The sequence below is a fragment of the Mediterraneibacter sp. ICN-202921 genome, from assembly GCF_037890075.1.
Taxonomy (GTDB): domain Bacteria; phylum Bacillota; class Clostridia; order Lachnospirales; family Lachnospiraceae; genus Mediterraneibacter; species Mediterraneibacter massiliensis.
On the sequence record NZ_JBBKBE010000005.1, the window covers coordinates 167161 to 189274 of the forward strand.

21 protein-coding genes are annotated in these 22114 nt (G+C 46.7%); 14 read left to right on the forward strand and 7 right to left on the reverse strand.

What is annotated here, in order from left to right; all coding sequences use genetic code 11:
* Positions 1 to 12: 12 nt before the first annotated feature.
* Together pduB and ymfI are read right to left on the reverse strand one after the other, a co-directional pair.
* Positions 13 to 738, reverse strand: coding sequence for a microcompartment protein PduB (gene pduB / locus WKT01_RS06580; protein WP_270394917.1), 726 nt, complete (start codon positions 736 to 738; stop codon positions 13 to 15).
* A 96-nt stretch (positions 739 to 834) separates the two neighbouring features.
* Positions 835 to 1566, reverse strand: coding sequence for an elongation factor P 5-aminopentanone reductase (gene ymfI, locus WKT01_RS06585; RefSeq protein WP_270394918.1), 732 nt, complete (start codon positions 1564 to 1566; stop codon positions 835 to 837).
* Positions 1567 to 1722: 156 nt separating this feature from the next.
* Here ymfI and WKT01_RS06590 point away from each other — a divergent pair, with 156 nt between their 5' ends.
* The 5 genes from WKT01_RS06590 to WKT01_RS06610 all read left to right on the forward strand — a co-directional run bounded on the left by WKT01_RS06590 (position 1723) and on the right by WKT01_RS06610 (position 7077).
* A complete protein-coding gene (locus WKT01_RS06590) occupies positions 1723 to 2355 on the forward strand; it encodes an HD domain-containing protein (RefSeq protein WP_270394920.1) in 633 nt (210 codons plus the stop codon).
* Positions 2352 to 3137: a ParA family protein gene (locus tag WKT01_RS06595; RefSeq protein WP_340311694.1), complete on the forward strand. Its 786-nt coding sequence runs from the start codon at positions 2352 to 2354 to the stop codon at positions 3135 to 3137. The genes WKT01_RS06590 and WKT01_RS06595 overlap by 4 nt, the downstream gene beginning before the upstream one ends.
* 8 nt (positions 3138 to 3145) lie before the next feature.
* Positions 3146 to 4105, forward strand: coding sequence for an AraC family transcriptional regulator (locus WKT01_RS06600; protein WP_340311696.1), 960 nt, complete (start codon positions 3146 to 3148; stop codon positions 4103 to 4105).
* Between the two features lie 132 nt (positions 4106 to 4237).
* Positions 4238 to 5638, forward strand: coding sequence for a rhamnulokinase (gene rhaB / locus WKT01_RS06605; protein WP_340311698.1), 1401 nt, complete (start codon positions 4238 to 4240; stop codon positions 5636 to 5638).
* A gap of 20 nt (positions 5639 to 5658) precedes the next feature.
* On the forward strand, positions 5659 to 7077 hold the full coding sequence (locus tag WKT01_RS06610) for an arabinose isomerase (RefSeq protein ID WP_340311700.1): 1419 nt from the start codon (positions 5659 to 5661) through the stop codon (positions 7075 to 7077).
* Positions 7078 to 7273: 196 nt separating this feature from the next.
* Here the strand turns inward: WKT01_RS06610 and WKT01_RS06615 are convergent, their stop codons facing one another.
* The 5 genes from WKT01_RS06615 to WKT01_RS06635 form a co-directional block, all read right to left on the reverse strand.
* Positions 7274 to 7771: a DUF6512 family protein gene (locus WKT01_RS06615; protein ID WP_340311702.1), complete on the reverse strand. Its 498-nt coding sequence runs from the start codon at positions 7769 to 7771 to the stop codon at positions 7274 to 7276.
* Positions 7772 to 7821: 50 nt separating this feature from the next.
* Positions 7822 to 8541: a phosphatase gene (locus tag WKT01_RS06620; RefSeq protein WP_270394928.1), complete on the reverse strand. Its 720-nt coding sequence runs from the start codon at positions 8539 to 8541 to the stop codon at positions 7822 to 7824.
* A gap of 93 nt (positions 8542 to 8634) precedes the next feature.
* Complete coding sequence (locus WKT01_RS06625; RefSeq protein ID WP_270394929.1) at positions 8635 to 10377, reverse strand: ABC transporter ATP-binding protein; 1743 nt, start codon at positions 10375 to 10377, stop codon at positions 8635 to 8637.
* Position 10378: 1 nt separating this feature from the next.
* Positions 10379 to 12103, reverse strand: a complete 1725-nt coding sequence (locus WKT01_RS06630; RefSeq protein WP_270394930.1) for an ABC transporter ATP-binding protein — start codon at positions 12101 to 12103, stop codon at positions 10379 to 10381.
* Between the two features lie 21 nt (positions 12104 to 12124).
* The gene (locus WKT01_RS06635; RefSeq protein ID WP_270394931.1) at positions 12125 to 12658 is read right to left on the reverse strand and encodes a GNAT family N-acetyltransferase; all 534 of its coding nucleotides are present in this window, start codon (positions 12656 to 12658) and stop codon (positions 12125 to 12127) included.
* A gap of 83 nt (positions 12659 to 12741) precedes the next feature.
* Here WKT01_RS06635 and WKT01_RS06640 point away from each other — a divergent pair, with 83 nt between their 5' ends.
* The 9 genes from WKT01_RS06640 (at position 12742) to WKT01_RS06680 (ending at position 22106) form a co-directional block, all read left to right on the forward strand.
* Positions 12742 to 13584: a MerR family transcriptional regulator gene (locus WKT01_RS06640; RefSeq protein ID WP_270394932.1), complete on the forward strand. Its 843-nt coding sequence runs from the start codon at positions 12742 to 12744 to the stop codon at positions 13582 to 13584.
* A gap of 169 nt (positions 13585 to 13753) precedes the next feature.
* Positions 13754 to 16285: a glycyl radical protein gene (locus WKT01_RS06645; protein ID WP_340311706.1), complete on the forward strand. Its 2532-nt coding sequence runs from the start codon at positions 13754 to 13756 to the stop codon at positions 16283 to 16285.
* Between the two features lie 62 nt (positions 16286 to 16347).
* Positions 16348 to 17142, forward strand: a complete 795-nt coding sequence (locus tag WKT01_RS06650; protein WP_340311707.1) for a glycyl-radical enzyme activating protein — start codon at positions 16348 to 16350, stop codon at positions 17140 to 17142.
* Positions 17143 to 17145: 3 nt separating this feature from the next.
* Positions 17146 to 17508, forward strand: a complete 363-nt coding sequence (locus WKT01_RS06655; protein ID WP_059066684.1) for a BMC domain-containing protein — start codon at positions 17146 to 17148, stop codon at positions 17506 to 17508.
* A gap of 4 nt (positions 17509 to 17512) precedes the next feature.
* The gene (locus tag WKT01_RS06660) at positions 17513 to 17974 is read left to right on the forward strand and encodes a EutP/PduV family microcompartment system protein (RefSeq protein ID WP_059066685.1); all 462 of its coding nucleotides are present in this window, start codon (positions 17513 to 17515) and stop codon (positions 17972 to 17974) included.
* A gap of 148 nt (positions 17975 to 18122) precedes the next feature.
* Positions 18123 to 18941 carry a class II aldolase/adducin family protein gene (locus WKT01_RS06665; RefSeq protein ID WP_059066686.1) on the forward strand — a complete coding sequence of 273 codons (819 nt, stop codon included), beginning with the start codon at positions 18123 to 18125 and terminating at the stop codon, positions 18939 to 18941.
* A 38-nt stretch (positions 18942 to 18979) separates the two neighbouring features.
* The gene (locus WKT01_RS06670; RefSeq protein ID WP_270394937.1) at positions 18980 to 19501 is read left to right on the forward strand and encodes a GlcG/HbpS family heme-binding protein; all 522 of its coding nucleotides are present in this window, start codon (positions 18980 to 18982) and stop codon (positions 19499 to 19501) included.
* Positions 19492 to 20880 (forward strand): aldehyde dehydrogenase family protein, encoded by a 1389-nt coding sequence (locus WKT01_RS06675; protein ID WP_059066688.1) that lies wholly within the window; start codon positions 19492 to 19494, stop codon positions 20878 to 20880. The genes WKT01_RS06670 and WKT01_RS06675 overlap by 10 nt, the downstream gene beginning before the upstream one ends.
* Positions 20881 to 20894: 14 nt before the next feature.
* Positions 20895 to 22106: a zinc-dependent alcohol dehydrogenase gene (locus tag WKT01_RS06680; RefSeq protein ID WP_059066689.1), complete on the forward strand. Its 1212-nt coding sequence runs from the start codon at positions 20895 to 20897 to the stop codon at positions 22104 to 22106.
* Positions 22107 to 22114 lie beyond the last annotated feature (8 nt).

Below are 22114 nucleotides of genomic sequence, written 5' to 3' on the forward strand. Positions count from 1 at the left end.
GAAGAATACTTCCTACAGGTAAGGGATGGAAGGTGTCTTAGGGTAACTTCCTAAAGATACAAGCAGTCTAAGTCCGATCTCACGGGCGGTAAGCACGGCATTTTTGACTGCACTCGCCTCTCCGGTGACGGCTGCGATCACTTCATTGGAATGGCTCGTTCCTACATCCGGCGTCATATAGCGGATGATCTGGACCGGAGAAGATTTGACGGCGAGATCAGCCATGACAAGTCCGATAGCGGCAGGGGAACCGCAGAAAAAACCAAAGGGTTTTCCGACAGGTGCGTCAAAGGCAAAAGAAAGCGCCTGATCTGCGCTGGCGGAATACGTAAATTCCAGATGTCCCGCCTCGCTGATATACAGCTCCCCGGCATATTTTTTCGTGAATTCCAGCGCGATCTCTATCGCACGGCGTACATCGGCAACATTCTCTCCGCCGAGAATGATGAAGTTTCCGTGGCCGCCCCAGCCTTTGGTATCTCTTGGAAGCTGGATAGAGAGGACTTCCGTATTTGTTGATTTTACTGCCTCGTCTACTGCGTTGATCTGCCCTGCGGCCCCGGTACGGGAACTTAAGATACCTAGACTCTTATAGGATTTCTTAAGCTGCATCTGTGATAGGAGAGAAGGATCTGCGCTTGGTATGACAAGTCCGATCGTATCAAGAACCGTAGTCCCTACAAATTCAGGGAGTGTACATTCCATAGGAATTTTTGTGAGTTCATTTACATTTATCATTTCAAAGTACTCCTTATATAATTGATGTAAGCTGCATGTCAGTAAGTTTTGACGGAGAATATAGATGGCTTTCTGTATGCAGAATATTCTGCCGTATCATAGGAAGCCGCCGTCCAGTCCGATGATCTGCCCAGTCAGATAAGGATGTCCGCTGCACACAGAGAAGGCAAGTGACGCGACTTCCTCGGGAGCGCCGAATCTTCCGGCAGGAATTTCCTCCTTGAGCGCAAGCCGTTCCTCTGTTGAAAACAGGGCGTTCATGTGTGTGTCGATGACACCGCAGGAGATAGCGTTTACTTGGATGTTCGAAGGCGCCAGTTCTTTGGCCAGCGCTTTTGTCAGGCCGTCCATACCTGCTTTTGTCGCAGAATAGGCAACCTCACAGGAAGCGCCGGACGTACCCCACATAGAAGAAATGTTTAAGATTTTTCCATGCTTTTGTCTGATCATATAGGGAATAGCAGCACGGCAGCAGTAAAATACAGAAGATAAATTGGTGTGAAGTATTTCTTCCCACTGTGTATCCGACATATCCTGCAGCAATCCTATATGGGAAATGCCGGCGTTATTGATAAGAACATCCAGCCCAGGACAAAGTTTGAAAATTTTGTCAAAAATCTGCGACACATCATGGGGATTTCCCACATCACCAGGTACAATTGTGCAGGAAGCGCCAATCGCTTCCAGTTCCTGCCGTACTTTTTCTAATTCATCCAGCGATCTTCTGCAGTTTAAAAATACGTGGTATCCTGCCTGGGAAAAGACAAAAGCACAGGCTCGCCCGATCCCACGTGAGGCGCCTGTTATCAATATATTTTTACGATCCATACGTCACCTCGATTTTTCTGTCTATAGGTTATATCGTATCATCAGTATAGCGTATCGGATAAAATTTGTATACTGTTTTCGTTGTGATTCTAAAGGGCGTATGGTATGATTTTATTAGGTGAAAAGTGATTTTCAGGTGAGGAGGCGGCAGTAAGAATGATTGATGAAGCCATAGAGTTTGCAACGCGGGCGCACGCAGGTCAGTTCAGAAAAGGAACAAAAAGACCGTATATCGTCCATCCGATCGAGGTGGCGGATATTGTCGCTGCAATGACGCAGGATGAAGAGATCATCTGTGCGGCGGTGCTGCACGATACGATCGAGGATTGTGAAGAGGTCACAGAAGAGCTTTTGAAGGAAAAATTCGGAGAACGGGTCGCATCTATGGTGGCTTCTGAGAGTGAAGACAAGACAAAGTCCTGGGAGGAAAGAAAAGGAGCGACGATCGTACGTCTGAAAAGCGCGTGCAGACCGGTGCAGATGATCGGTCTGGCGGACAAGCTGTCTAACATGAGAGATATAGACAGAGATTATCCGGCAGAAGGGGAAAATCTTTGGAAACGGTTCTGTATGCAGAGCAAATCTGCGATTGCCTGGTATTATCGGGGGGTGCAGGAAGCATTAAAACAGGACTTTGCGGGAACAGAAGCCTATGAGGAATACTGCAGGCTGGTGGAGAAGAATTTCGGATCGGATGTAGAGCCGTTTGTCGTTAGTCATACGTGTGGGGCATCCGTAAAGGATGGACGGAAAAAAGTACAGACAGCAGAAAGGAGCAGCGCAGAATGAAAAAGACAAAGGTGATCTGTTTTGCAAACAATAAAGGCGGAAGCGGAAAATCGACAACTTGTTCTAACGTAGGGTATGGGATGACAGAATTGGGGAAAAAGGTGCTGCTGGTAGATGGGGATATGCAGATGAACCTGTCCCTGTCTCTTTTTGATGAAGGAAAGGTATTGGAATTTGCGCAGAGTACCCGCAATCTATATGAAGGGATCAAAAGGCAGGATGATCTGACAGCGTATATCGTACAGTCCCCTTATAAAAACTTGGATCTGATCCCGTCTTCTACACTGATGAGTTCTATAGAATATGAATTATTTACGAAATGGCAGAGAGAATATATATTAAAAAAAAGCATGAAGAATATTGTGGACTCCGGCGTATATGATTATATCCTGATCGACGCGCCGCCGACGCTTGGCGGTTGGGTGATGAATATACTCTGTGCGTCAGATGAAGTGATCCTTCCGGTAGAATCGACGCCGTGGGGGCTGTTCGGACTGGGGAATATGTTTGAATTCCTGGAAGAAGTGCGGCAGATCGCCCCTGACTTAAAATGGGGAGGAATCGTTATCACAAAGGTAGATACAAGGAAAAATTATTTTAAGCAGACAATTGAGACATTAAAAGAACTGGAAAATGTAAGCGTATTTGACACATATATCCGAGTGGACAGCGCTGTCGAATGGTCACAGGACAATAATACGCCGGTCATTGCATACAGAAAGAGCAGCCGCAGTGCTGGAGAATATATGGAACTTGCCAAAGAGATCATAAAGCAGGTTTAGGAGATACGATGGATGCCGAATTGCTGAGAGAATTATCTGTCATTACAGAAGAAGAAAAGAAGATCCTGGCTGGAAGAAAAGGAATTGACCCCGGTATTTATACGGAAAAAAATGATATGGTGATAGACTGCGAGAAGCTTCTGCAGAAAGGGAAGCTGATTTCAGTGCGCCCTCACACAAGATTTGTACATTTCCCGAAGCACAGACATAATTATGTAGAGGTGATCTATATGTGCCAGGGAACGACGACACATATTCTCAATGGGAATCAGGTCGTCCTGGAGGAGGGAGATCTGCTCTTTTTGAATCCCAATGCAGTGCAGGAGATACTGCCTGCGGGGGAGTCGGACATAGCCGTAAATTTTATTGTCCTGCCAGAGTTTTTCGATACGGCGTTTTCCATGATGGACGGAGAAGAAAATCTGCTGAAAGACTTTCTGATCGGGGCTTTGTGTGGAAAAGACGAGGATACGTCGTATTTGTATTTCCATGTGGCGGGCATCCTGCCGGTGCAGAATCTGATCGAAAATATGGTCTGGACCTTTTTTTATGATTCTTCCAATAAGAGAAGTTGCAATCAGATCACGATGGGGCTGCTTTTATTGCAGCTTTTAAACTATATGGATAAAATGGAGCTGGGAAACCGGCAGTTCGATACAGAGCTGACAGGTAATGTATTGAGTTATGTAGACGAGCATTATAAGAGCGGCACTTTAGCGGAACTGGCAGAAATGATGGGGTACGACGTATACTGGCTGAGCAGAGAGATCAAAAAGCGGATGGGAAGAACGTACAAAGAACTGCTGCTTTCGAAGCGGCTGCAGCAGGCGGCGTATCTTTTGACAAAGAGCAGTCTGCCGGTGGCAGATATCATTGAACTGGTGGGGTATGACAACAGCAGCTATTTTTATCGGAAGTTTAAAGAGAGATATGGAGTAAGCCCGAAGGAATATCGAAAGGGACAATAACATGTGTACAGCCAGATAGAATAGAGCATACTGCAAATTAGGACGGTATTTTTCATAAATAGCGTCCTTTTTTTGTCCTTGCTTTTCTTTTATAATATGAGTATGTTGAAAAATTGCAAAGGAGGCACAAAAATGGATAAATACTATTTAGCCATTGATATTGGAGCATCCAGTGGACGGCATATGCTGGCGTCTGTCAAAGAGGGAAGGATGCAGCTGGAAGAAGTGTACCGTTTCCCGAATGGAATGGATAATAAGGACGGTACATTGTGTTGGGATGTGGACCGCCTGTTTACAGAAATTAAAAATGGTCTGAAAAAATGTAAAGAGGCAGGAAAGATCCCCGTATCTATGTCTATTGACACATGGGGTGTGGACTATGTGCTGCTGGATGAAAAGGACAAGATCCTGGGCGATACAGTGGGATACCGTGACAGCCGCACAAATGGCATGGATGAGAAAGTGTACGAAAAGATTTCTCTGGAAGATCTGTATAAGAGAACCGGTATTCAGAAGCAGATGTTCAATACCGTTTATCAGTTGATGGCGGTCAAGGAGACACATCCGGAATATATGGAAAAAGCAGAAGCGCTTCTTATGATTCCGGACTATTTCCATTTTCTGCTGACTGGAGTGAAGAAAAATGAATACACAAATGCTACGACAGGACAGTTGATCGATCCTAAGACAAATGACTGGGATTATGAACTGATGGAGTTGCTGGGCTTTAATACAAAGATGTTCCAGCCGGTATCTATGCCGGGTACTGTCGTTGGGAATTTTACAGAAGAGATCCAAAAAGAGGTCGGGTTTGATTGTACAGTCGTGCTTCCGGCTACACACGATACGGGTTCTGCTGTGCTGGCGGTACCGACTAATGATGATAATGCCATCTACATCAGTTCGGGTACTTGGTCACTGATGGGGATCGAGAGGAAAGAGGCAGATTGCTCCTTGGAGAGCATGAAGGCGAATTTTACAAATGAAGGCGGATATGACCATCGTTTCCGTTTCCTGAAAAATATTATGGGTCTGTGGATGATCCAGTCCGTGAAAAAAGAATTTACAGAAGATTTATCTTTTGCGGAGATTTGCTCAAGAGCTTCCAAAGAAACGATCCCGTCTATCGTAGACTGTAACGACGATTGTTTCCTGGCGCCGAAGAGTATGATCGAAGCTGTGCAGAAGTTCTGCCGGGATACAGACCAGCAGGTGCCGGAGAGTGTGGCGGAGATTTCAGCAGTCATCTATAACAGTCTGGCAAAGTGTTATGGCGATACGGTGAAAGAGATCGAAGAGATCACCGGGAATACATATGACACGATCTATGTGGTAGGGGGCGGCTCCAACGCAGGGTATTTAAACGAGCTGACAGCGAAGTATACGGGCAAGAAAGTATCCGCGGGTCCAGGAGAAGCGACCGCTATTGGAAATGTGATCGTACAGCTTCTGCATGACGGTGTATTCCGGGATCTTGCAGAGGCAAGAGTATGTGTAAGAGACTCGTTTGATATAAAAGAGTATGAATTTTAATAGTTGTAGGAGGAGAAAAAATGTTAGTTGAGACAAAAGCAAAAGTAGGTGTATTTTCCATTGCGTTAGGCGCATATCTGCCGCAGTTCCCGTCATTGGTGCCGGAATTTGAGGCGCAGTATGACGCGTTTAAGAAAACACTGCCGGATACAGTAGAGATCATCGACGGCGGGATGGTAACGACAAAAGAGCAGTCACAGGAAGCGGGAAATCTATTCCGCGCAGCGGATGTAGATCTTGTATTTATGCAGCTTCTTACATACGCTACATCCTACAATATGCTTCCGGCAGTTAAAGATCTGGATGTTCCGGTGGTACTTGTAAATGTGCAGAAATTAAAAGCATTGGATTACGATCACACAGATATCGCGTCCTGGCTTGGAGAAGGCTATGCATGCGGCGCCGTCGGCGAGATGGTGGCTGACCTGGAGAGATACGGAAAGAGACATGCCGTGATCACAGGCGTGGTAGAAGGCGGAGATCTGGCAGTACAGACAGAGATCGAGAGCTGGTGCCGTGCTGCACAGGTGAGAAGAAGATTCCGCGACACGAATATCGCGCAGATCGGAAGACCATATCCGGGTATGATGGATCTGTATATTGATGAATCCAATCTGTACAGACGTATGGATTTATATACAAAACAGTTTGACTGGGAGAAGATGTGGGCTATTGCGGACGATGTCACAGATGAAGACGCTATACGCGCAAAAGCTGAGGATATTCTGGATACTTTCGATATAGAAGGCGGCGGAAGCATCGAAGAAGTGTGGGAGATGGCCAAGTATGTCGTGGCATTTGAAAAATGGGTGAAAGAAGAAAAACTTGGTCTGATCGCTTCCCATTATGATGGTTTTGCACAGGGGAAAGCAGGTGTTCTCGACAGTATGCTGATCCCGGCCTTTTCTATGCTGATCAAACAGGGCACAGCCTGTGCGGTTGAAGGAGATATGAAAGTCGCGATGGCGATGAGCATTTTAAAGACGATCTCCGGGACAGGCCAGCTGGCAGAGATGTATTCCATCGACTTTAATGACGATATTGCGATCATCGGGCACAGCGGATCCGGAGACGCGGATATTTCCGACAAGAAACCGACCATGAAGATCGTAAAAGTATTCCATGGAAAGACGGGCGGCGGTTACCTGACACAGTTCTATCCATATACAGGCCCTGTCACCTATCTGGCTATTACACAGGATGGGGACGGACATTTTAAATTTATCGTTGCGGAAGGTGTGAATGAGGAAGGTAAGATACTCTCCTTTGGCGATACAAATATGCGGACACGCTTTACATGCGGGGCTAGAGAATTTGTAAACCGTTGGAGCGAATGTGGACCGACACATCATTTCGCGGCGGCTACAGGCAGACATATCGATACGATACTAAAGGTAGCAAAGATCTATAATGTACCGGTTGATATTGTGACCAGATAAAACAGCCAATAAGGCGAAAGCCTTTTGGAATATAAAAATTATTTTTCAATTTTTCCTCCAAAAAAGTTAGAAAAATAAGAACCTAACCCAAAGAATAAGGATCCGGGGAATCATAGGATGATCTCTCCGGGTCCTTATTCTTTACTGATGTGCCTTGCGGATGGACGTGCCGCGCATGACAAGGGGGATCTTTGTTTCAAGAGGAGAAGATATTCAGTTTTGGCGGATAGAAGGTAAACAAGAAAAAAGCTAAGATAAAAAGAAGCGTCAAAAATAAGAGAATAGGAAAAAGACGCCGTATTTTTGAAGACGCTGCCAGACGATACAGGAGGAAAAAGGAAAGCAAAACTGCCAGTATGAAAGTAAGAATATCCAGCCATAAAGTATGATAGCCGAGAATTCCTGTATACGTATAAAAGAATACAGGGATAAAAAGCGTTCCCGCCAATGTGCCTGCCAGGCAGGAAGAAAAAAGCGCCGGGAGTTCTTTTGGGGACAGCAGGCATAGAATGCCGGAATAGAGAAGAACAGGGAAGAATACGAGTTTCATGTGCTCCCAGGCAGACTCGCTGACAGGGCAGAAGATTCCCACGATGGGATTAGAAAGGGTCCACGAATAGAAAAAATGACTAAGAGAACCCAGGATAAGACAAAATAAAATGCCGATCCACACATATTTTTTCAGTTTTTTCATAGAATCACCTCGCAGTTAGACTGTCCGGGATTCTATGAAAATATGTAGGATCAGCTTTTTTTGTCTAAAAAATCAAAGAAATTTTTTACAGAGCGATTTAAGAGCAGCTCTTCTGGCAGCTTTGCCTGTGCCGCGAGTTCGGCGGCATAGGTAAAATCACCGACATGCGCTGTGCCATGGCTGTCGCTGGAGAAAATGACAGGATAGTGAAAATGTCTGCACAGATTCAACAGCATGAGATCGTTAAAACGGGTGTCTCCCCGGTATCCTTCCGGAGATAGAGAATTGTTGTTGATCTCCAGAAGGACATGATGTTCCATGGCGGCTTTTACAAGAGCCAGATAGTCTACGGGATATTTCGTGTCATCACAGTGTCCGATGACCGTGACAAAAGGGTGTTCCATAGCAGCGATATAGGCTCTGGTATTCTCCTCTACAGTACCCGTTTTTTTGGGCGGATGGATACTGGCGATCACGTAGTCAAGACTGGAGAGCAGTCCGCTGTCCAGATCCAGCGTGCCGTTGTTGTCCAGGATACTGACTTCCGCACCGTAAAGCATGCGTACGCCCAGACGTTCTCTGGGGGCGTTCGCCAGGCTGCGGAAATAAGAAGGTTTCCCTCCGCCCAGCGTAGAGGGACCATGATCGGAAATTCCAAGCATTTCCAATCCGTTTGCACGGGCTGCTTTTGCCATGTCTGTGATGGTGGCGTGGGAACCGTGTCCGCTTGCGATCGTATGTGTATGTATATCAAATACGTAAGAAACCATAAATATCAGCCTTTCCATAAAGAATCGGAATAAGATAAAAATCCTTTCTTACTAGTATGCGTAGTTTTGGAACATTTGTCAATGCTAATCCACTTATGCAAACTGACTTTTATAGAGCATGGCGTATTTGCCGTTTTTCTCCATGAGTTCTTCATGGCTGCCGATTTCTTTTATATCTCCCTCTTCCATATAGAGGATCATGTCTGCATCTTTGATCGTAGAAAGTCTGTGTGCGATCACAAAACTGGTGCGGCCTTTCATAAGTTCTGCCATAGCTTTCTGGATCTGTACTTCCGTATGAGTGTCTACGTTGCTGGTGGCCTCGTCCAGGATCATGATCTCCGGATCCGAGGCGATCGCCCGCGCGATCGTCAGAAGCTGCCGTTCGCCTTGAGAAATATTTTCTGCGCCTTTGCTAAGGAGCATGTCGTAACTGCCGGGCAGTGTCTTGATAAAATTGTGGGCGCAGGCGGATTTGGCAGAAGCAATGATTTTTTCCTTTTCCATACCCTCTTCTGCGTAACCGATATTTTCTGCAATGGTCCCTTCAAACAGCCATGTATCCTGTAAGACAATACCGAATCGGCTCCTAAGTTCTGCCCGGGACATCTCCCTGCTGTCTGCGCCGTCTATGGAAATGGAACCGCTGTTGAGCTCATAAAAGCGCAGAAGCAGATTGATCAGTGTAGTTTTGCCCGCTCCGGTAGGACCTACGATTGCGACTTTCTGTCCGGGATTTACTGTCAGATCGACCCCTTTCATCAGGAGATGATCCTTTGTATAGCCAAATGTTACATTTTTAAATTCTACACGGCCGCTGTGTTCTTTTGGTATACTGCACGGCTGTGCGTCGGGACATTCTTCCTCTGCGTCCAGCAGGCCGAAGATACGGCTGCCTGCGGCTGCCGCCGCTCCAAAACTGCCCATCATGCCGGCAAGAGCAGAAAAAGGTTCTGCGAAACGCCAGGTATATTCCAACATGGCCTGTACATTGCCTACGGCGATCTTTCCGGCAATAGCCCAAAGACAGCCGATGGCGGCGCACAGCACATAGCCCAGGTCATTGACCAGCGTAGTGATCGGGCTTATAGCGCCGGCAGTTGTTTCTGCCTTGCGGGAGGTTTGTTTCAATTCTTCATTTAGGGACAGGAAGCTTTTTCTTGCGCGTTTTTGGTAGTTGCATGTCTGTACGACAGACTGGCCGTTATACATTTCTTCCACATATCCATTGAGCCTGCCGATCAGTTCCTGCTGCTGTCCGTAATATTTTTCACTGGCTTTCATGACTCCTGCGGCGCTGCATAAAGAAAGCGGTACCATAATGACAGGAATGAGAGAAAGTACAGGACTGATCGTAAGCATCATCACGAGTACGCCGACGGCGGTGGTGATCTGCGCTACGGCGGAAGTCAGGTTCTGGCTGATGGTATTATTCAGCGTATCCACATCATTGGTGATCACGCTGAGAATATCCCCGTGGGTATGGGTATCATAGTAATCGAGTTTTAGGCGGTGCATTTTTTCGTTGATCTCCCGCCGAAGTGTCTGCATGACCGAGGATGTGATCTTTGCCATGCCAAATCCCTGCAGAAACGCAAACAATTGCGAGACAAAATATAAAACGACCAGAGCAGTCAGCAGCCAGAGGATCGTGTCCCAGTAAAAGACGCCGTCCGCAATGCTGGCGAATAGGGTAGTCGTCACTTTGCCGATCAGAAAAGGCGCCAGCACCATGAAAGCTGTGCTGATCACGGATGCCAGCAGCACAAAAAGAATCTGCAGGCGAAAGGGCTTTAAATAGCCGGATAACCTCTTAAATACCGTTGTGTTCTTCATATTACAGCGCCTCCTTTCCCAGCTGGATCTCTGCGATCTCCCGATATAAAGGACAAGTCTCCAAAAGTGTGCTGTGTGTTCCGCTCCCTACGATCTGACCGTCATCGACGACAAGGATCCGGTCTGCGTCCAGGATCGTGCTGATCCTTTGTGCTACGATAATGACGGTAGCATCTTTGATGGCTTCTTTTAGATTTTGGCGCAGCTGTCGGTCTGTCTTCATATCCAGGGCAGAAAAGCTGTCGTCGAATACATAAATTTCCGGTTCCTTCATCAAAGCTCTGGCGATCGCCATTCGCTGTCTTTGACCTCCGGAGAGATTGGTTCCGCCTTGGGAGACCGGACTGTGATAGCCATCCTGCTTTTTGCCGATAAATTCTTCGGCGCAGGCGATCCGAGCGGCTCGTGTCCACTCTGCCTCTGTCCCTGTTTCTTTGCCAAAATTGAGATTCTTTGCGATGTCGCCGGAGAAAAGGATATTTTTCTGGGGTACATAGCCGATCAAAGAACGCAGATCGTCGACTTTATACTCTTTTGCATTGATGCCGTCGATCAGCACTTCGCCGAACATAGGGTCATACAGGCGTGGGATAAGTTTCAGGATACTGGATTTTCCTCGTCCGGTACCGCCGATGATCGCCGTTATCTCTCCGGGACGGGATACAAAGCTTATATCCTTTAAAACAGGTTCATCCGCGTGTGGATAGGCAAAGGTGACATGGCGGAATTCTACGGTAGAGCGCAAGGGGCGTTTTGAAAGCGGGAAGGATCCATTCTCAATACTGCTTGATGTTTCTAATACTTCCGCGATCCGCCTGGCGCATGCATAACTGGTAGGAAACATCATGATCACCAGGGAGAGCATCATCACAGAGGTAAGGACCATGCTGATATACTGGCTGTTCGCTACCAGAGAACCGACTTCCATGGCATTGGTATCTACATAGTAAGCCCCCATACCCAGGACGGCTGCGGTCGTTACGCCGAAGATCACACTGATCGCGGGCATCAGAAGGCTGGTGATGCGCCCGGCGGCCATAGCGGTCATGGCATGATCTGCGTTGGAAGTCTCGAATCGCACGCTTTCTGTCTTCTGCTTGTTAAAAGCACGGATCACTCGTACACCTTCCAGGGATTCCAGAAACAGGCGGTTGATCTGATCCAGTTTTTTGCGCAGCCGGATGGAATACCGGGATGCCAGTACCATGATGACAGATAAGACGATCAGCAAAACGGGGATCGCGACCAACAGGACGGAACTGACTTTTCCGCCGGTAGCAGCGGAAAAGATCAGACCTGCAGCTGCCATCATAGGGGCCAACAGTCCGATGCGAAGCAGAAGCGTTAGAAAATTTTGCACGTTTGTAATATCAGAAGTACTCCGTGTGACCAGACTGGCTGTGCCAAATGTATCCATTTCCGCGGCGGAAAAGTTTTGTACTGTGGAGAATACAGCTTCTCTTAGTTTTGCCGCAAAATCTGTCGAAATATAAGAGGCGATCTTGACAGAGAAAAAACTGATGATACAGGAAAACACAGTGACTGCTGCCATGACAATGGCAAAGATCCAGATCATCTGTTTAGACTTTGCCGCTACGCCGTTGTTGATCATCTGTGCCAAAAAGGAGGGTAAAAGCATTTGCCCAACGGCAGATAACAAAACGAATAACAGCAGTCCCAGTATTTGACGGGGGTGAAGCTTGATTTTTGAAAAGATCGTTTTCATGATTTTTTCTGTACCTCCTTACTATACAAGTTTGATTTTTGATAATCGAAAAAAGAGATTTCCCAGGGCGTATTTTTGTAAACGCAGATAGTCTTCCCCGGAGACAGTCTCTCCATAGCACAGGATCTCCATATCGCCGCCTGCCCCGGTTGTGAAAAGCTGGGAAGAAATAAAACCATTTTTTAAGTAGAATCTGCGTCGAGCAGTCCTTTGCTGTGCATTTGCGGCAGTCTCATCCAGCCGTTCGATCAGAAGCAGGATTTTTTTATCCGGAAACTGCCGGCACAGCTGGTTTAACAAAAAACTGCCGGTTCCCTTATTTCTGCTATTTGCAGAGACTGCCAGGTAATCTACCATGACCATATTTTCATAAGGAATGGCAAGGATAAAGCCGAGGAGCAGCTCTTTTTCTAAGGCGATGAACAGCTGCCCTTTTCCACTTTTAATGCAGTGCCGCAGAACAAAGAAGGGTTTCCGTTCTTGCTTGGGAAAGGCTTCCAGATATAGTGTTTTAATGGTTTTCCAATGCTGTTTTTCTACTGTAGTAAATTTCATATAAATACCTCACGATCCTTGTTTTTTTCTTTTACATGACATATCATATAATGTACAGTAACTGTACAGTCAAGGAGGTTTTTATGAAACATAAAAAATATCTATATTCATCGGGAGAGTTTGCCAGGATAAATGGCATCAATAAGCGGACCCTGCACTATTATCATGATATCGGATTGTTTTCGCCGGCAGTGATAGGAGAAAATGGGTATTACTATTACACCAGTTTTCAGATCGTCCAGCTGGAATTGATCTTGATCCTGCGCAGGATCGGATTGTCGATCGAAGACATCAAAGCCTATGTAGACAGCCCGTCGGATGCTTCTTTCGCACAGATTGTTTCTGAAAAGAAGCAGATGATCGATACTTCTATCCGTCAGCTGCTGGCGGCAAAAGACTTTTTACAGAAGAAAGCGGATAAATTAGAATTGGGGTTGATCGCAGAACACGGTAAAGTGGAGCAGATCCTACTGCCCGCAAGGCGGATCCTTGTCTCTGCCCCGATCACAGGGAACTACGACGACCAGGATTTCGCGGTTGCGGCAGAGTTTTCCATGCGTCTTAAGAAAGTATTTGGGCTGTATGATAATTTTGGCAGCAGGATCGCTGTGTCAGAACTCAGGCAGAAAAATTTTACCCAGTATGACCGTTTTTACGCTTATGGACAAGAGGATATTTTGGAATTTGACGAATGTCTGCCTGCCGGAACGTATATCCGGGCGTTTTGTATCGGCGGCTGGGATAAACTGCGGGGAGTGTACGAAGATATCCTTACTTATGCAGAAAAACAGAACTTAGAACTGAATGGATATGCCTACGAAGAGGGATTGAATGAACTGTCTCTTCAAAAGAGCGAGGAGTATATTACGATGATCACGATACATTGCAGGGAAAGAAAAACAAGAAGAAATTTGGAAAACCAATAAAAACAACGTATATGCCGGCGATAATAACAATAAAAACAACAATAAAAATGAATAACCCTGTTGATTTTATTGACTTTGCTGTCTGCTTTTTATATAATAAGAGCAAACTAGGCGGAGACTATTGCGTTTCCGATTCCGAGAAACAAACAGAAAGGAGCAACAGACGGAGATGGGATTATATACATATGACAGTACACCGCTTCCTAAGTCGGACAGAATTGCGAAACTGGTGGAAGATCTGTATGCGAAAATGCCGGAGATCGAAGCGGCGCGGGCGGTCCTCCTTACACAGTCTTATAAGGAAACAGAGAATGAACCGGTGATCATTCGCAGAGCAAAGGCATTCGCGCATATCTTGGAGCATATTCCGATCGTGATCCGTGACCGGGAGCTGATTGTGGGAAGTACAACGATCGCTCCCCGCGGATGTCAGACATATCCGGAATTTTCCTATGAGTGGCTGGAAGCAGAATTTGATACGGTGGAGACAAGAAGTGCAGATCCTTTTTATATAGCGGAAGAGACAAAGCAGAAGTTAAGAGAAGCAGACGCTTACTGGAAAGGACGTACCACCAGTGAACTGGCAACGGCTTATATGGAACCGGAGACATTGCTTGCCATGGAGCATAATATATTTACGCCGGGCAATTATTTTTATAATGGCGTGGGACATGTCACTGTCAAATACCAGGAGGTATTGGAAATTGGCTTTACAGGGATCAAAGAGAAGGCGGAGGCACAACTGGCCTCTATAAGTCTCTCTGATGGAGACTACCAGAGAAAATCACGGTTCTTAGAGGCGGTCATGATCAGCTGTGACGCCGCGATCACATATGCCAGACGGTATGCCCGTCTTGCGCTTGAGGAAGCACAAAACTGCAAAGATCCTGTACGTCAAAAAGAACTGCTTCAGATCGCGCAGAACTGTGCGAACGTACCAGAGAGAGGTGCCGACGGCTTCTATGAGGCATGTCAGTCGTTCTGGTTTGTACAGCAGCTCTTGCAGATCGAATCCAGCGGACATTCGATCTCGCCGGGACGGTTTGACCAGTATATGTATCCTTATTATAAGAAAGATATAGAGAGAGGCAAGATCACAAAAGAATTCGCCCAGGAACTGATGGACTGTGTATGGGTTAAATTAAATGATTTGAATAAATGTCGTGATGCCGTGTCTGCGGAAGGATTTGCCGGATACAGTCTGTTTCAGAACCTGATAGCCGGGGGAGTAAACGAAGACGGCGTGGATGTGACAAATGATCTGTCTTTTATGTGCATCACGGCATCTATGCATGTGGCGCTTCCGCAGCCATCCCTGTCTGTGCGGGTATGGAACGGCTCTCCGCACGAATTTCTGATCAGAGCGGCGGAATTGACAAGGACTGGGATCGGACTGCCGGCTTACTACAATGATGAAGTGATCATTCCGGCGCTTATAAGCCGGGGACTGACGCTGGCGGATGCGAGGGACTACAATATCATCGGCTGCGTGGAACCACAGAAAGCGGGAAAGACAGAAGGCTGGCATGATGCAGCATTTTTCAATATGTGCCGCCCGCTGGAGTTGGTATTCCATAACGGAAAGGATAAAGGCGTACAGATCGGGCCAAAGACCGGCGAGGTAGAGGACATGAAAACCTTTGAAGAATTTTACCATGCCTACAAGGTTCAGATGGACTATGCGATCAAACTGCTTGTCAATGCCGACAATGCCATCGACGTAGCTCATGCACAGCGCTGCCCGCTTCCGTTTTTGTCTTCTATGGTAGACGATTGTATGAAGCGTGGAAAATCTGTACAGGAAGGCGGCGCTGTATACAATTTCACAGGTCCTCAGGGTTTTGGAGTGGCAAATATGGCAGACGCATTGTATGCGGTGAAGACATTGGTGTATGATGAAAAGAAGATCACTATGAAGGAATTAAAAGAAGCTCTGCTTACGAACTACGGAAAAGGCTTAAACGAGGAAGATGTATCGGACATCACCAAAGAAATCGCACAAGAGATGCGGGAAACAGGAGAGACAGTCAACGAACATACAGTAGCGGCGATCTTAAAAAGTGTAATCGCTGCTTCAGAATCTGAGGCGGCAAAGGAAAATGGAGAGCGTATCCTAAAGCTGATTGAAGCTGTGCCGAAATTTGGAAACGATCTGCCGGAAGTAGACACCTTTGCGCGAGATGTGGCATATACGTACACAAAGCCTCTTGAGAAATATAAGAATCCGAGAGGCGGTATGTTCCAGGCAGGGCTCTATCCGGTGTCTGCGAACGTTCCATTGGGAGCGCAGACAGGCGCGACGCCGGACGGAAGGTTGGCACATACACCTGTTGCGGACGGTGTATCTCCATCGGCCGGAAAGGATACGCACGGACCGACGGCGGCGGCAAATTCGGTGTCCCGACTGGACCATTACATTGCTTCTAATGGAACTTTGTTTAATCAGAAATTCCATCCTTCCGCTTTGAGCGGCAGGCAGGGGCTGGAGAACTTCGTAGGTCTGATCCGTTCTTATTTTGATCAGAAGGGAAGCCATATGCAGTTTAACGTGGTCAGCCGTGAAACACTTTTAGACGCCCAGAAACATCCGGAACAGTATAAACATCTTGTCGTGCGGGTGGCAGGCTACAGCGCTTTGTTCACAACCTTGTCCAGATCTCTGCAGGATGACATCATACGCCGGACGGAGCAGGGGTTCTGATAGGAAAAGCGGAGCGCCTGTTTATAGGAAAGGCAGCAAACAGAGATGAGAAAGGAAACGACATGGAAGAATATTTACAGACAAAAGGAAGGATATTTGATATTCAAAGATATTCCATCCATGACGGCACGGGGATACGCACCATTGTGTTTTTGAAGGGCTGCGTGCTCAGATGTCGGTGGTGCTGTAATCCGGAGTCCCAGGAATATCAGATACAGACCATGTTTGTCCAGGGAAAACCTAAGGTTATAGGTGAGGATGTCACGGTGGGAGAAGTGATGGAGACGGTCTTAAAGGACAGACCTTATTATCGCAGGACCGGCGGCGGACTCACATTGTCGGGTGGTGAGAGCCTTTGCCAGCCGGCCTTTGCAAGAGACCTGCTCAGAGCAGCGAGGGAGAGCGGGATCAGTACGGCGATGGAAAGTATGGGATACGCGGAATACCAGGTGATAGAAGAGATCCTGCCGTATCTTGATCAGTATCTGCTGGATATCAAGCATATGGATCCTGACAAGCACAAAGAATTTACCGGAAAAGGAAATCAGCGGATGCTGGAAAACGCAGGGAAGATTGCCGCTTCAGGACAGACGGAACTGAGTATCCGCATACCGGTGATCCCGGGCTTTAACGACACGGAACAAGAGATACGTGATATTGCTCGTTTCGCGAAAGAAATCGGACATGTCAGAAGAATACATCTTCTTCCTTACCATAGGCTTGGGCAGGATAAATATGCCGGGCTTGGGAGGACATATCTGATGGGAGATGTAGAGCCGCCGGAAAATGCGAAGATGGAGCTGCTTTTGCAGGCGGCAAAAAAAGAGTCGCAGCTGGAGTGTCAGATAGGAGGTTAAAAGATGGCGCAGGAATATATACCAGAGAGGATCGTGCAGGAATTAGTACCCGGAAAAGAAATTACGATCGCACATTTGATCGCAAGTCCGGATAGCACGCTCTATGAGAAATTAGGATTAGATCCTCGTACAGAATATAGTAAATCGGCGATCGGGGTGCTTACGATCAGTCCGGCAGAGACGGCGATCATTGCGGCGGATATCGCTATCAAAGCGGCCGGCATCGAGTTGGGGTTTGTAGACCGGTTCAGCGGGACTTTGATCGTGACGGGGACGATCTCCGAGACAGAAGCGGCACTCCGAGCAGTCCTGTCCTATGTAAAGGAAAAGATGGGATTTTCGGTATGCGAGATAACGAGGACCTGATCGTATGAAGAAAATTGTACTGATGGGACGCAGCGAATGTGGAAAGACCACATTGACGCAGGCGCTCAAAGGAGAAAAGATACACTATCACAAGACACAGTATGTGAACCATTTTGATGTCATCATTGATACGCCGGGAGAATATGCGCAGACGAAACATCTAGGGTATGCGCTGGCGTTGTATGCATATGAAGCGGATGTTGTGGGGCTGCTTTTGTCGGCGACGGAGCCCTATTCTTTATACCCGCCCTGCAGCACGTCGATGTGTAATCGAGAGGTGGTCGGCATCGTGACGAAGATCCACGATAAAAATGCGGATGTAGCTCGGGCAGAACGTTGGTTAAGGCTTGCGGGATGTAAGAAAATCTTCTATGTGGACTCAAAAAATTATGAAGGAATCCCGGAGATTTTAGAGTATCTGAAAGAAGAAGGAGACGTACTTCCCTGGGAAACAGAGACAGACTGAAAGAAAGATAAGAAAATTTGCTGTTTTCCAATAAAACCAACATGAAAATGAGTTGACTAATGTGGGATTGTGTGGTAATATTCAACTAGAAACAACACAAAACAAATATTTTATGCTGTTTTGTTCAGAAATCCAAGGAGGAGAAGAAATGCAAAACGAATACGAGATTAAGAAAGAAATGTGTGAGATCGGCAGACGTGTGTACAATCGTGGGATGGTTGCCGCAAATGATGGCAACTTTTCTGTAAAACTCAACGACAATGAATTTTTGTGTACACCGACAGGAGTCAGCAAAGGCTTCATGACACCAGAATATATCTGTAAGGTTGACGCAAACGGAAATGTGATCCAGGCGAATAAAGGATTTAAACCTTCTTCAGAGATCAAGATGCATATGCGTGTGTACAAACAAAGACCAGATGTAAAATCTGTTGTACATGCTCATCCTTTGTACGCAACAACATTTGCTATCGCAGGGATCCCGCTGACACAGCCGATCATGCCGGAAGCAGTTATCGCTTTAGGATGTGTTCCGATCGCGAAATACGGTACACCGTCTACAGAAGAGATTCCGGACGCAGTAGAAGAACATCTGCAGTATTTTGATGCAGTACTTCTGGAAAACCACGGAGCGCTGACATATTCAGATTCTTTATTGAATGCATATCACAAGATGGAATCTGTAGAATTCTACGCACGTCTGTTATGGCAGAGCATGCAGATCGGCGGACCACAGGAACTTTCCAAAGATCAGGTAGAAAAATTATATGAGATCAGAAGACAGTTTGGACTTCCGGGAAAACACCCTGCAAATCTGTGTCCAAATGCACAGGCGGGAAAACCAAGCTGCCATACATGCGGTGCTGCATGCCCATCAGCAGCAGCTTCCTCCACGATCGGAAATGCAGATGCGGATCTTGTGGCTTCTATCACAAAGAAGGTTATGGATCAGCTGGGTATGAACTAAGACAAGCATAAGATCAGATATAAGAAATGAGGACTGCTATGAATGAACAGGATATTTCCAGAGCAGTGGAAGCTGTCCTGGAACAGATGAAACAAACAGATCCAAAGCCGGAAACAGAACATGTCTGTACATGTAAAAAATACAAGATGACCTTAGAACTTGCCAATGCTCTTATTGAGAAAGTGAAGGCGTTTGCGCAGGAAATAGGCGTACAGGCAGTGATCGCAGTTTCAGACAAGGCGGGAAGACCTGTTGCTGTCCAGTGTATGGACGATGCCTACATAGCAAGCTTTGACATTGCATTGAATAAGACATTTACTTCAGCGAGCCTTAAGATGTCCACGGAGCAACTGAGTCACTTGAGTCAGCCGGGACAGTCTTTATATGGAATCCAGTTTACAAACGCAGGAAAGATCGTGATCTTTGGCGGAGGGGAACCGTTAGAAGCAGATGGCAAGATAATCGGCGCCCTGGGGGTAAGCGGCGGCACGGCGAAACAGGATACTAAGATCGCAGCTTATGGAAAGGACGTGTTTAAGGAGGTATTAGCGTGTCTGTAAATGAACAGATGGTGCAGGACATCGTGCAGGAAGTGCTTGCGAAAATGCAGATCGCATCTGATGTATCAGGAAACAGAGGTGTGTTTGCTGATATGAATGAGGCGATTGCGGCAGCGCAGAAGGCGCAGAAAGTCGTTGCAAGAATGACCCTGGACCACAGGGAAAAAGTAATCTCCAACATTCGTAAAAAAATCAATGAAAACGCAGAGATCTTAGCGCGTATGGGCGTGGAAGAGACAGGCATGGGAAATGTTGGACATAAAATTTTGAAGCATCAGCTGGTGGCAGAAAAGACACCGGGAACAGAAGATATTACAACAACAGCCTGGTCAGGAGACAGAGGGCTTACGCTGATCGAGATGGGACCTTTTGGAGTGATCGGAGCTATTACTCCGTGCACAAATCCAAGCGAGACAGTGCTTTGCAATACGATCGGCATGTTTGCCGGTGGCAATACAGTCGTATTTAATCCGCATCCGGCAGCAATCAAAACTTCCATATATGCAGTGAATCTGTTAAACGAGGCTTCCGTAGAAGCGGGTGGACCGGATAACATTGCATGTACGGTAGAACATCCTACATTAGAGACAAGCAACATTATGATGAAGCATAAAGCGATCCAGTTGATCGCAGCGACCGGAGGACCGGGCGTCGTGACAGCAGTGCTTTCTTCCGGGAGAAGAGGAATCGGCGCAGGCGCAGGCAATCCGCCGGCACTGGTGGATGAGACAGCAGATATCCGCAAAGCAGCGGAAGATATCGTGAACGGCTGTACATTCGATAACAACCTTCCTTGTATTGCAGAGAAAGAGATTGTGGCGGTAGAAAGTGTTGCAGATGAACTGCTGCATTATATGATACAGGAGCAGGGATGTTATCTTGCTTCCAAAGAAGAACAGGATGCTCTGACAGCAGTTGTTTTAAAAGACGGACGTTTAAACAGAAAATGTGTAGGACGTGACGCAAAGACACTGCTTGGTATGATCGGCGTGACAGTGCCGGACAACATCCGTTGTATTACCTTTGAAGGACCAAAGGAACATCCGCTGATCGCAACTGAACTTATGATGCCAATTCTTGGCGTAGTAAGGGCAAAAGATTTTAACGATGCAGTAGAGCAGGCAGTGTGGCTGGAGCATGGAAACAGACATTCTGCACATATCCATTCCAAGAATGTAGACCATATCACGAAATATGCGAAAGCGATCGATACGGCGATTCTTGTAAAGAATGGACCGTCCTATGCGGCACTGGGCTTTGGCGGCGAAGGGTTCTGTACCTTTACCATTGCCAGCCGGACAGGCGAAGGTCTGACAAGTGCCAGCACCTTCACAAAGAGAAGACGCTGCGTAATGTCGGACAGCTTATGTATTCGATAGAGGAGGATGAAAACATGGAAATGAATTCTGCAAATGTAGAAGCAGTTGTAAAACAAGTGTTGGAAAGCATGCTGGAAAAGCCGATTCCTTCTGCGCAGACAGCAAATGCAGGAAGCCAGGCTATTCCAAAGACAGCACATGTGGCAATGCTGACTTCTCTGGAGCATTATGATATTAAAGAATTCCCTATGCCGGAGGTAGGCGACGGAGATATTCTTGTAAAAGTAGAAGGATGCGGTGTCTGCGGGACAGACGCGCACGAGTTTAAGAGAGATCCATTCAGCTTGATCCCGGTAGTGCTCGGACATGAGGGTACCGGAGAAATCGTAAAAATGGGTAAAAATGTAAAAGTGGACAGCGCCGGAAAAGCACTGAAGGTAGGCGATAAAGTCGTGACCTGTATGATCTTCAAAGACGATCCGGAGATTACGATGTATGACTTAAACAAACAGAATGTAGGAGGAGCCGATGTATACGGACTTCTGCCGGATGATGATATCCATTTAAACGGATGGTTTGCTGATTACATTCTGATCCGTGAAGGCTCTACAGTATTTAATGTCAGTGATCTGGATCTGAAGTCCCGCGTACTGATTGAACCATGCGCAGTACTTGTACATGCGGTAGAGAGAGCGAAGACGACAGGGATCTTACGGTTCAACAGCAGAGTAGTCGTACAGGGATGTGGACCGATCGGCTTGATTTGTATCGCAGTTTTGCGTACAATGGGTATTGAGAATATTGTTGCAGTAGACGGAGAGCAGAAACGTCTGGAATTCGCAAAGAGAATGGGCGCGGAAAAGAGCGTAAACTTCAAGGATTTCCAGGGCATCGAAGCACTGGCACAGGGAGTAAAAGATGCTTTCGGCGGACATGCGGCAGATTTTGCATTCCAGTGTACAGGTTCACCTGTGGCTCATGCGAACATCTATAAATTCATCAGAAATGGCGGCGGCTTATGTGAGCTTGGCTTCTTTATCAATGGTGGAGACGCTACGATCAATCCGCATTTCGATCTGTGTTCCAAAGAGATCACACTGGTTGGTTCCTGGGTATATACACTGCGGGATTATGCAACTACATTTGATTTCTTAAAGAGAGCAAAGGGAATCGGACTTCCGATGGATGAACTGATCACACATGAGTTCCCACTGGAGCAGATCAACGAAGCTCACCAGACAAATCTGGCGATGAAGGGCTTAAAGATCGCGATTATCAATAAATAGTCAGGCCA

Coding starts and splice junctions, on each gene's coding strand:
- pduB (WP_270394917.1), bottom strand. CDS start 738: ATGATAAATGTAAATGAACTCACAAAAATTCCTATGGAATGTACACTC.
- ymfI (WP_270394918.1), bottom strand. CDS start 1,566: ATGGATCGTAAAAATATATTGATAACAGGCGCCTCACGTGGGATCGGG.
- WKT01_RS06590 (WP_270394920.1), top strand. CDS start 1,723: ATGATTGATGAAGCCATAGAGTTTGCAACGCGGGCGCACGCAGGTCAG.
- WKT01_RS06595 (WP_340311694.1), top strand. CDS start 2,352: ATGAAAAAGACAAAGGTGATCTGTTTTGCAAACAATAAAGGCGGAAGC.
- WKT01_RS06600 (WP_340311696.1), top strand. CDS start 3,146: ATGGATGCCGAATTGCTGAGAGAATTATCTGTCATTACAGAAGAAGAA.
- rhaB (WP_340311698.1), top strand. CDS start 4,238: ATGGATAAATACTATTTAGCCATTGATATTGGAGCATCCAGTGGACGG.
- WKT01_RS06610 (WP_340311700.1), top strand. CDS start 5,659: ATGTTAGTTGAGACAAAAGCAAAAGTAGGTGTATTTTCCATTGCGTTA.
- WKT01_RS06615 (WP_340311702.1), bottom strand. CDS start 7,771: ATGAAAAAACTGAAAAAATATGTGTGGATCGGCATTTTATTTTGTCTT.
- WKT01_RS06620 (WP_270394928.1), bottom strand. CDS start 8,541: ATGGTTTCTTACGTATTTGATATACATACACATACGATCGCAAGCGGA.
- WKT01_RS06625 (WP_270394929.1), bottom strand. CDS start 10,377: ATGAAGAACACAACGGTATTTAAGAGGTTATCCGGCTATTTAAAGCCC.
- WKT01_RS06630 (WP_270394930.1), bottom strand. CDS start 12,103: ATGAAAACGATCTTTTCAAAAATCAAGCTTCACCCCCGTCAAATACTG.
- WKT01_RS06635 (WP_270394931.1), bottom strand. CDS start 12,658: ATGAAATTTACTACAGTAGAAAAACAGCATTGGAAAACCATTAAAACA.
- WKT01_RS06640 (WP_270394932.1), top strand. CDS start 12,742: ATGAAACATAAAAAATATCTATATTCATCGGGAGAGTTTGCCAGGATA.
- WKT01_RS06645 (WP_340311706.1), top strand. CDS start 13,754: ATGGGATTATATACATATGACAGTACACCGCTTCCTAAGTCGGACAGA.
- WKT01_RS06650 (WP_340311707.1), top strand. CDS start 16,348: ATGGAAGAATATTTACAGACAAAAGGAAGGATATTTGATATTCAAAGA.
- WKT01_RS06655 (WP_059066684.1), top strand. CDS start 17,146: ATGGCGCAGGAATATATACCAGAGAGGATCGTGCAGGAATTAGTACCC.
- WKT01_RS06660 (WP_059066685.1), top strand. CDS start 17,513: ATGAAGAAAATTGTACTGATGGGACGCAGCGAATGTGGAAAGACCACA.
- WKT01_RS06665 (WP_059066686.1), top strand. CDS start 18,123: ATGCAAAACGAATACGAGATTAAGAAAGAAATGTGTGAGATCGGCAGA.
- WKT01_RS06670 (WP_270394937.1), top strand. CDS start 18,980: ATGAATGAACAGGATATTTCCAGAGCAGTGGAAGCTGTCCTGGAACAG.
- WKT01_RS06680 (WP_059066689.1), top strand. CDS start 20,895: ATGGAAATGAATTCTGCAAATGTAGAAGCAGTTGTAAAACAAGTGTTG.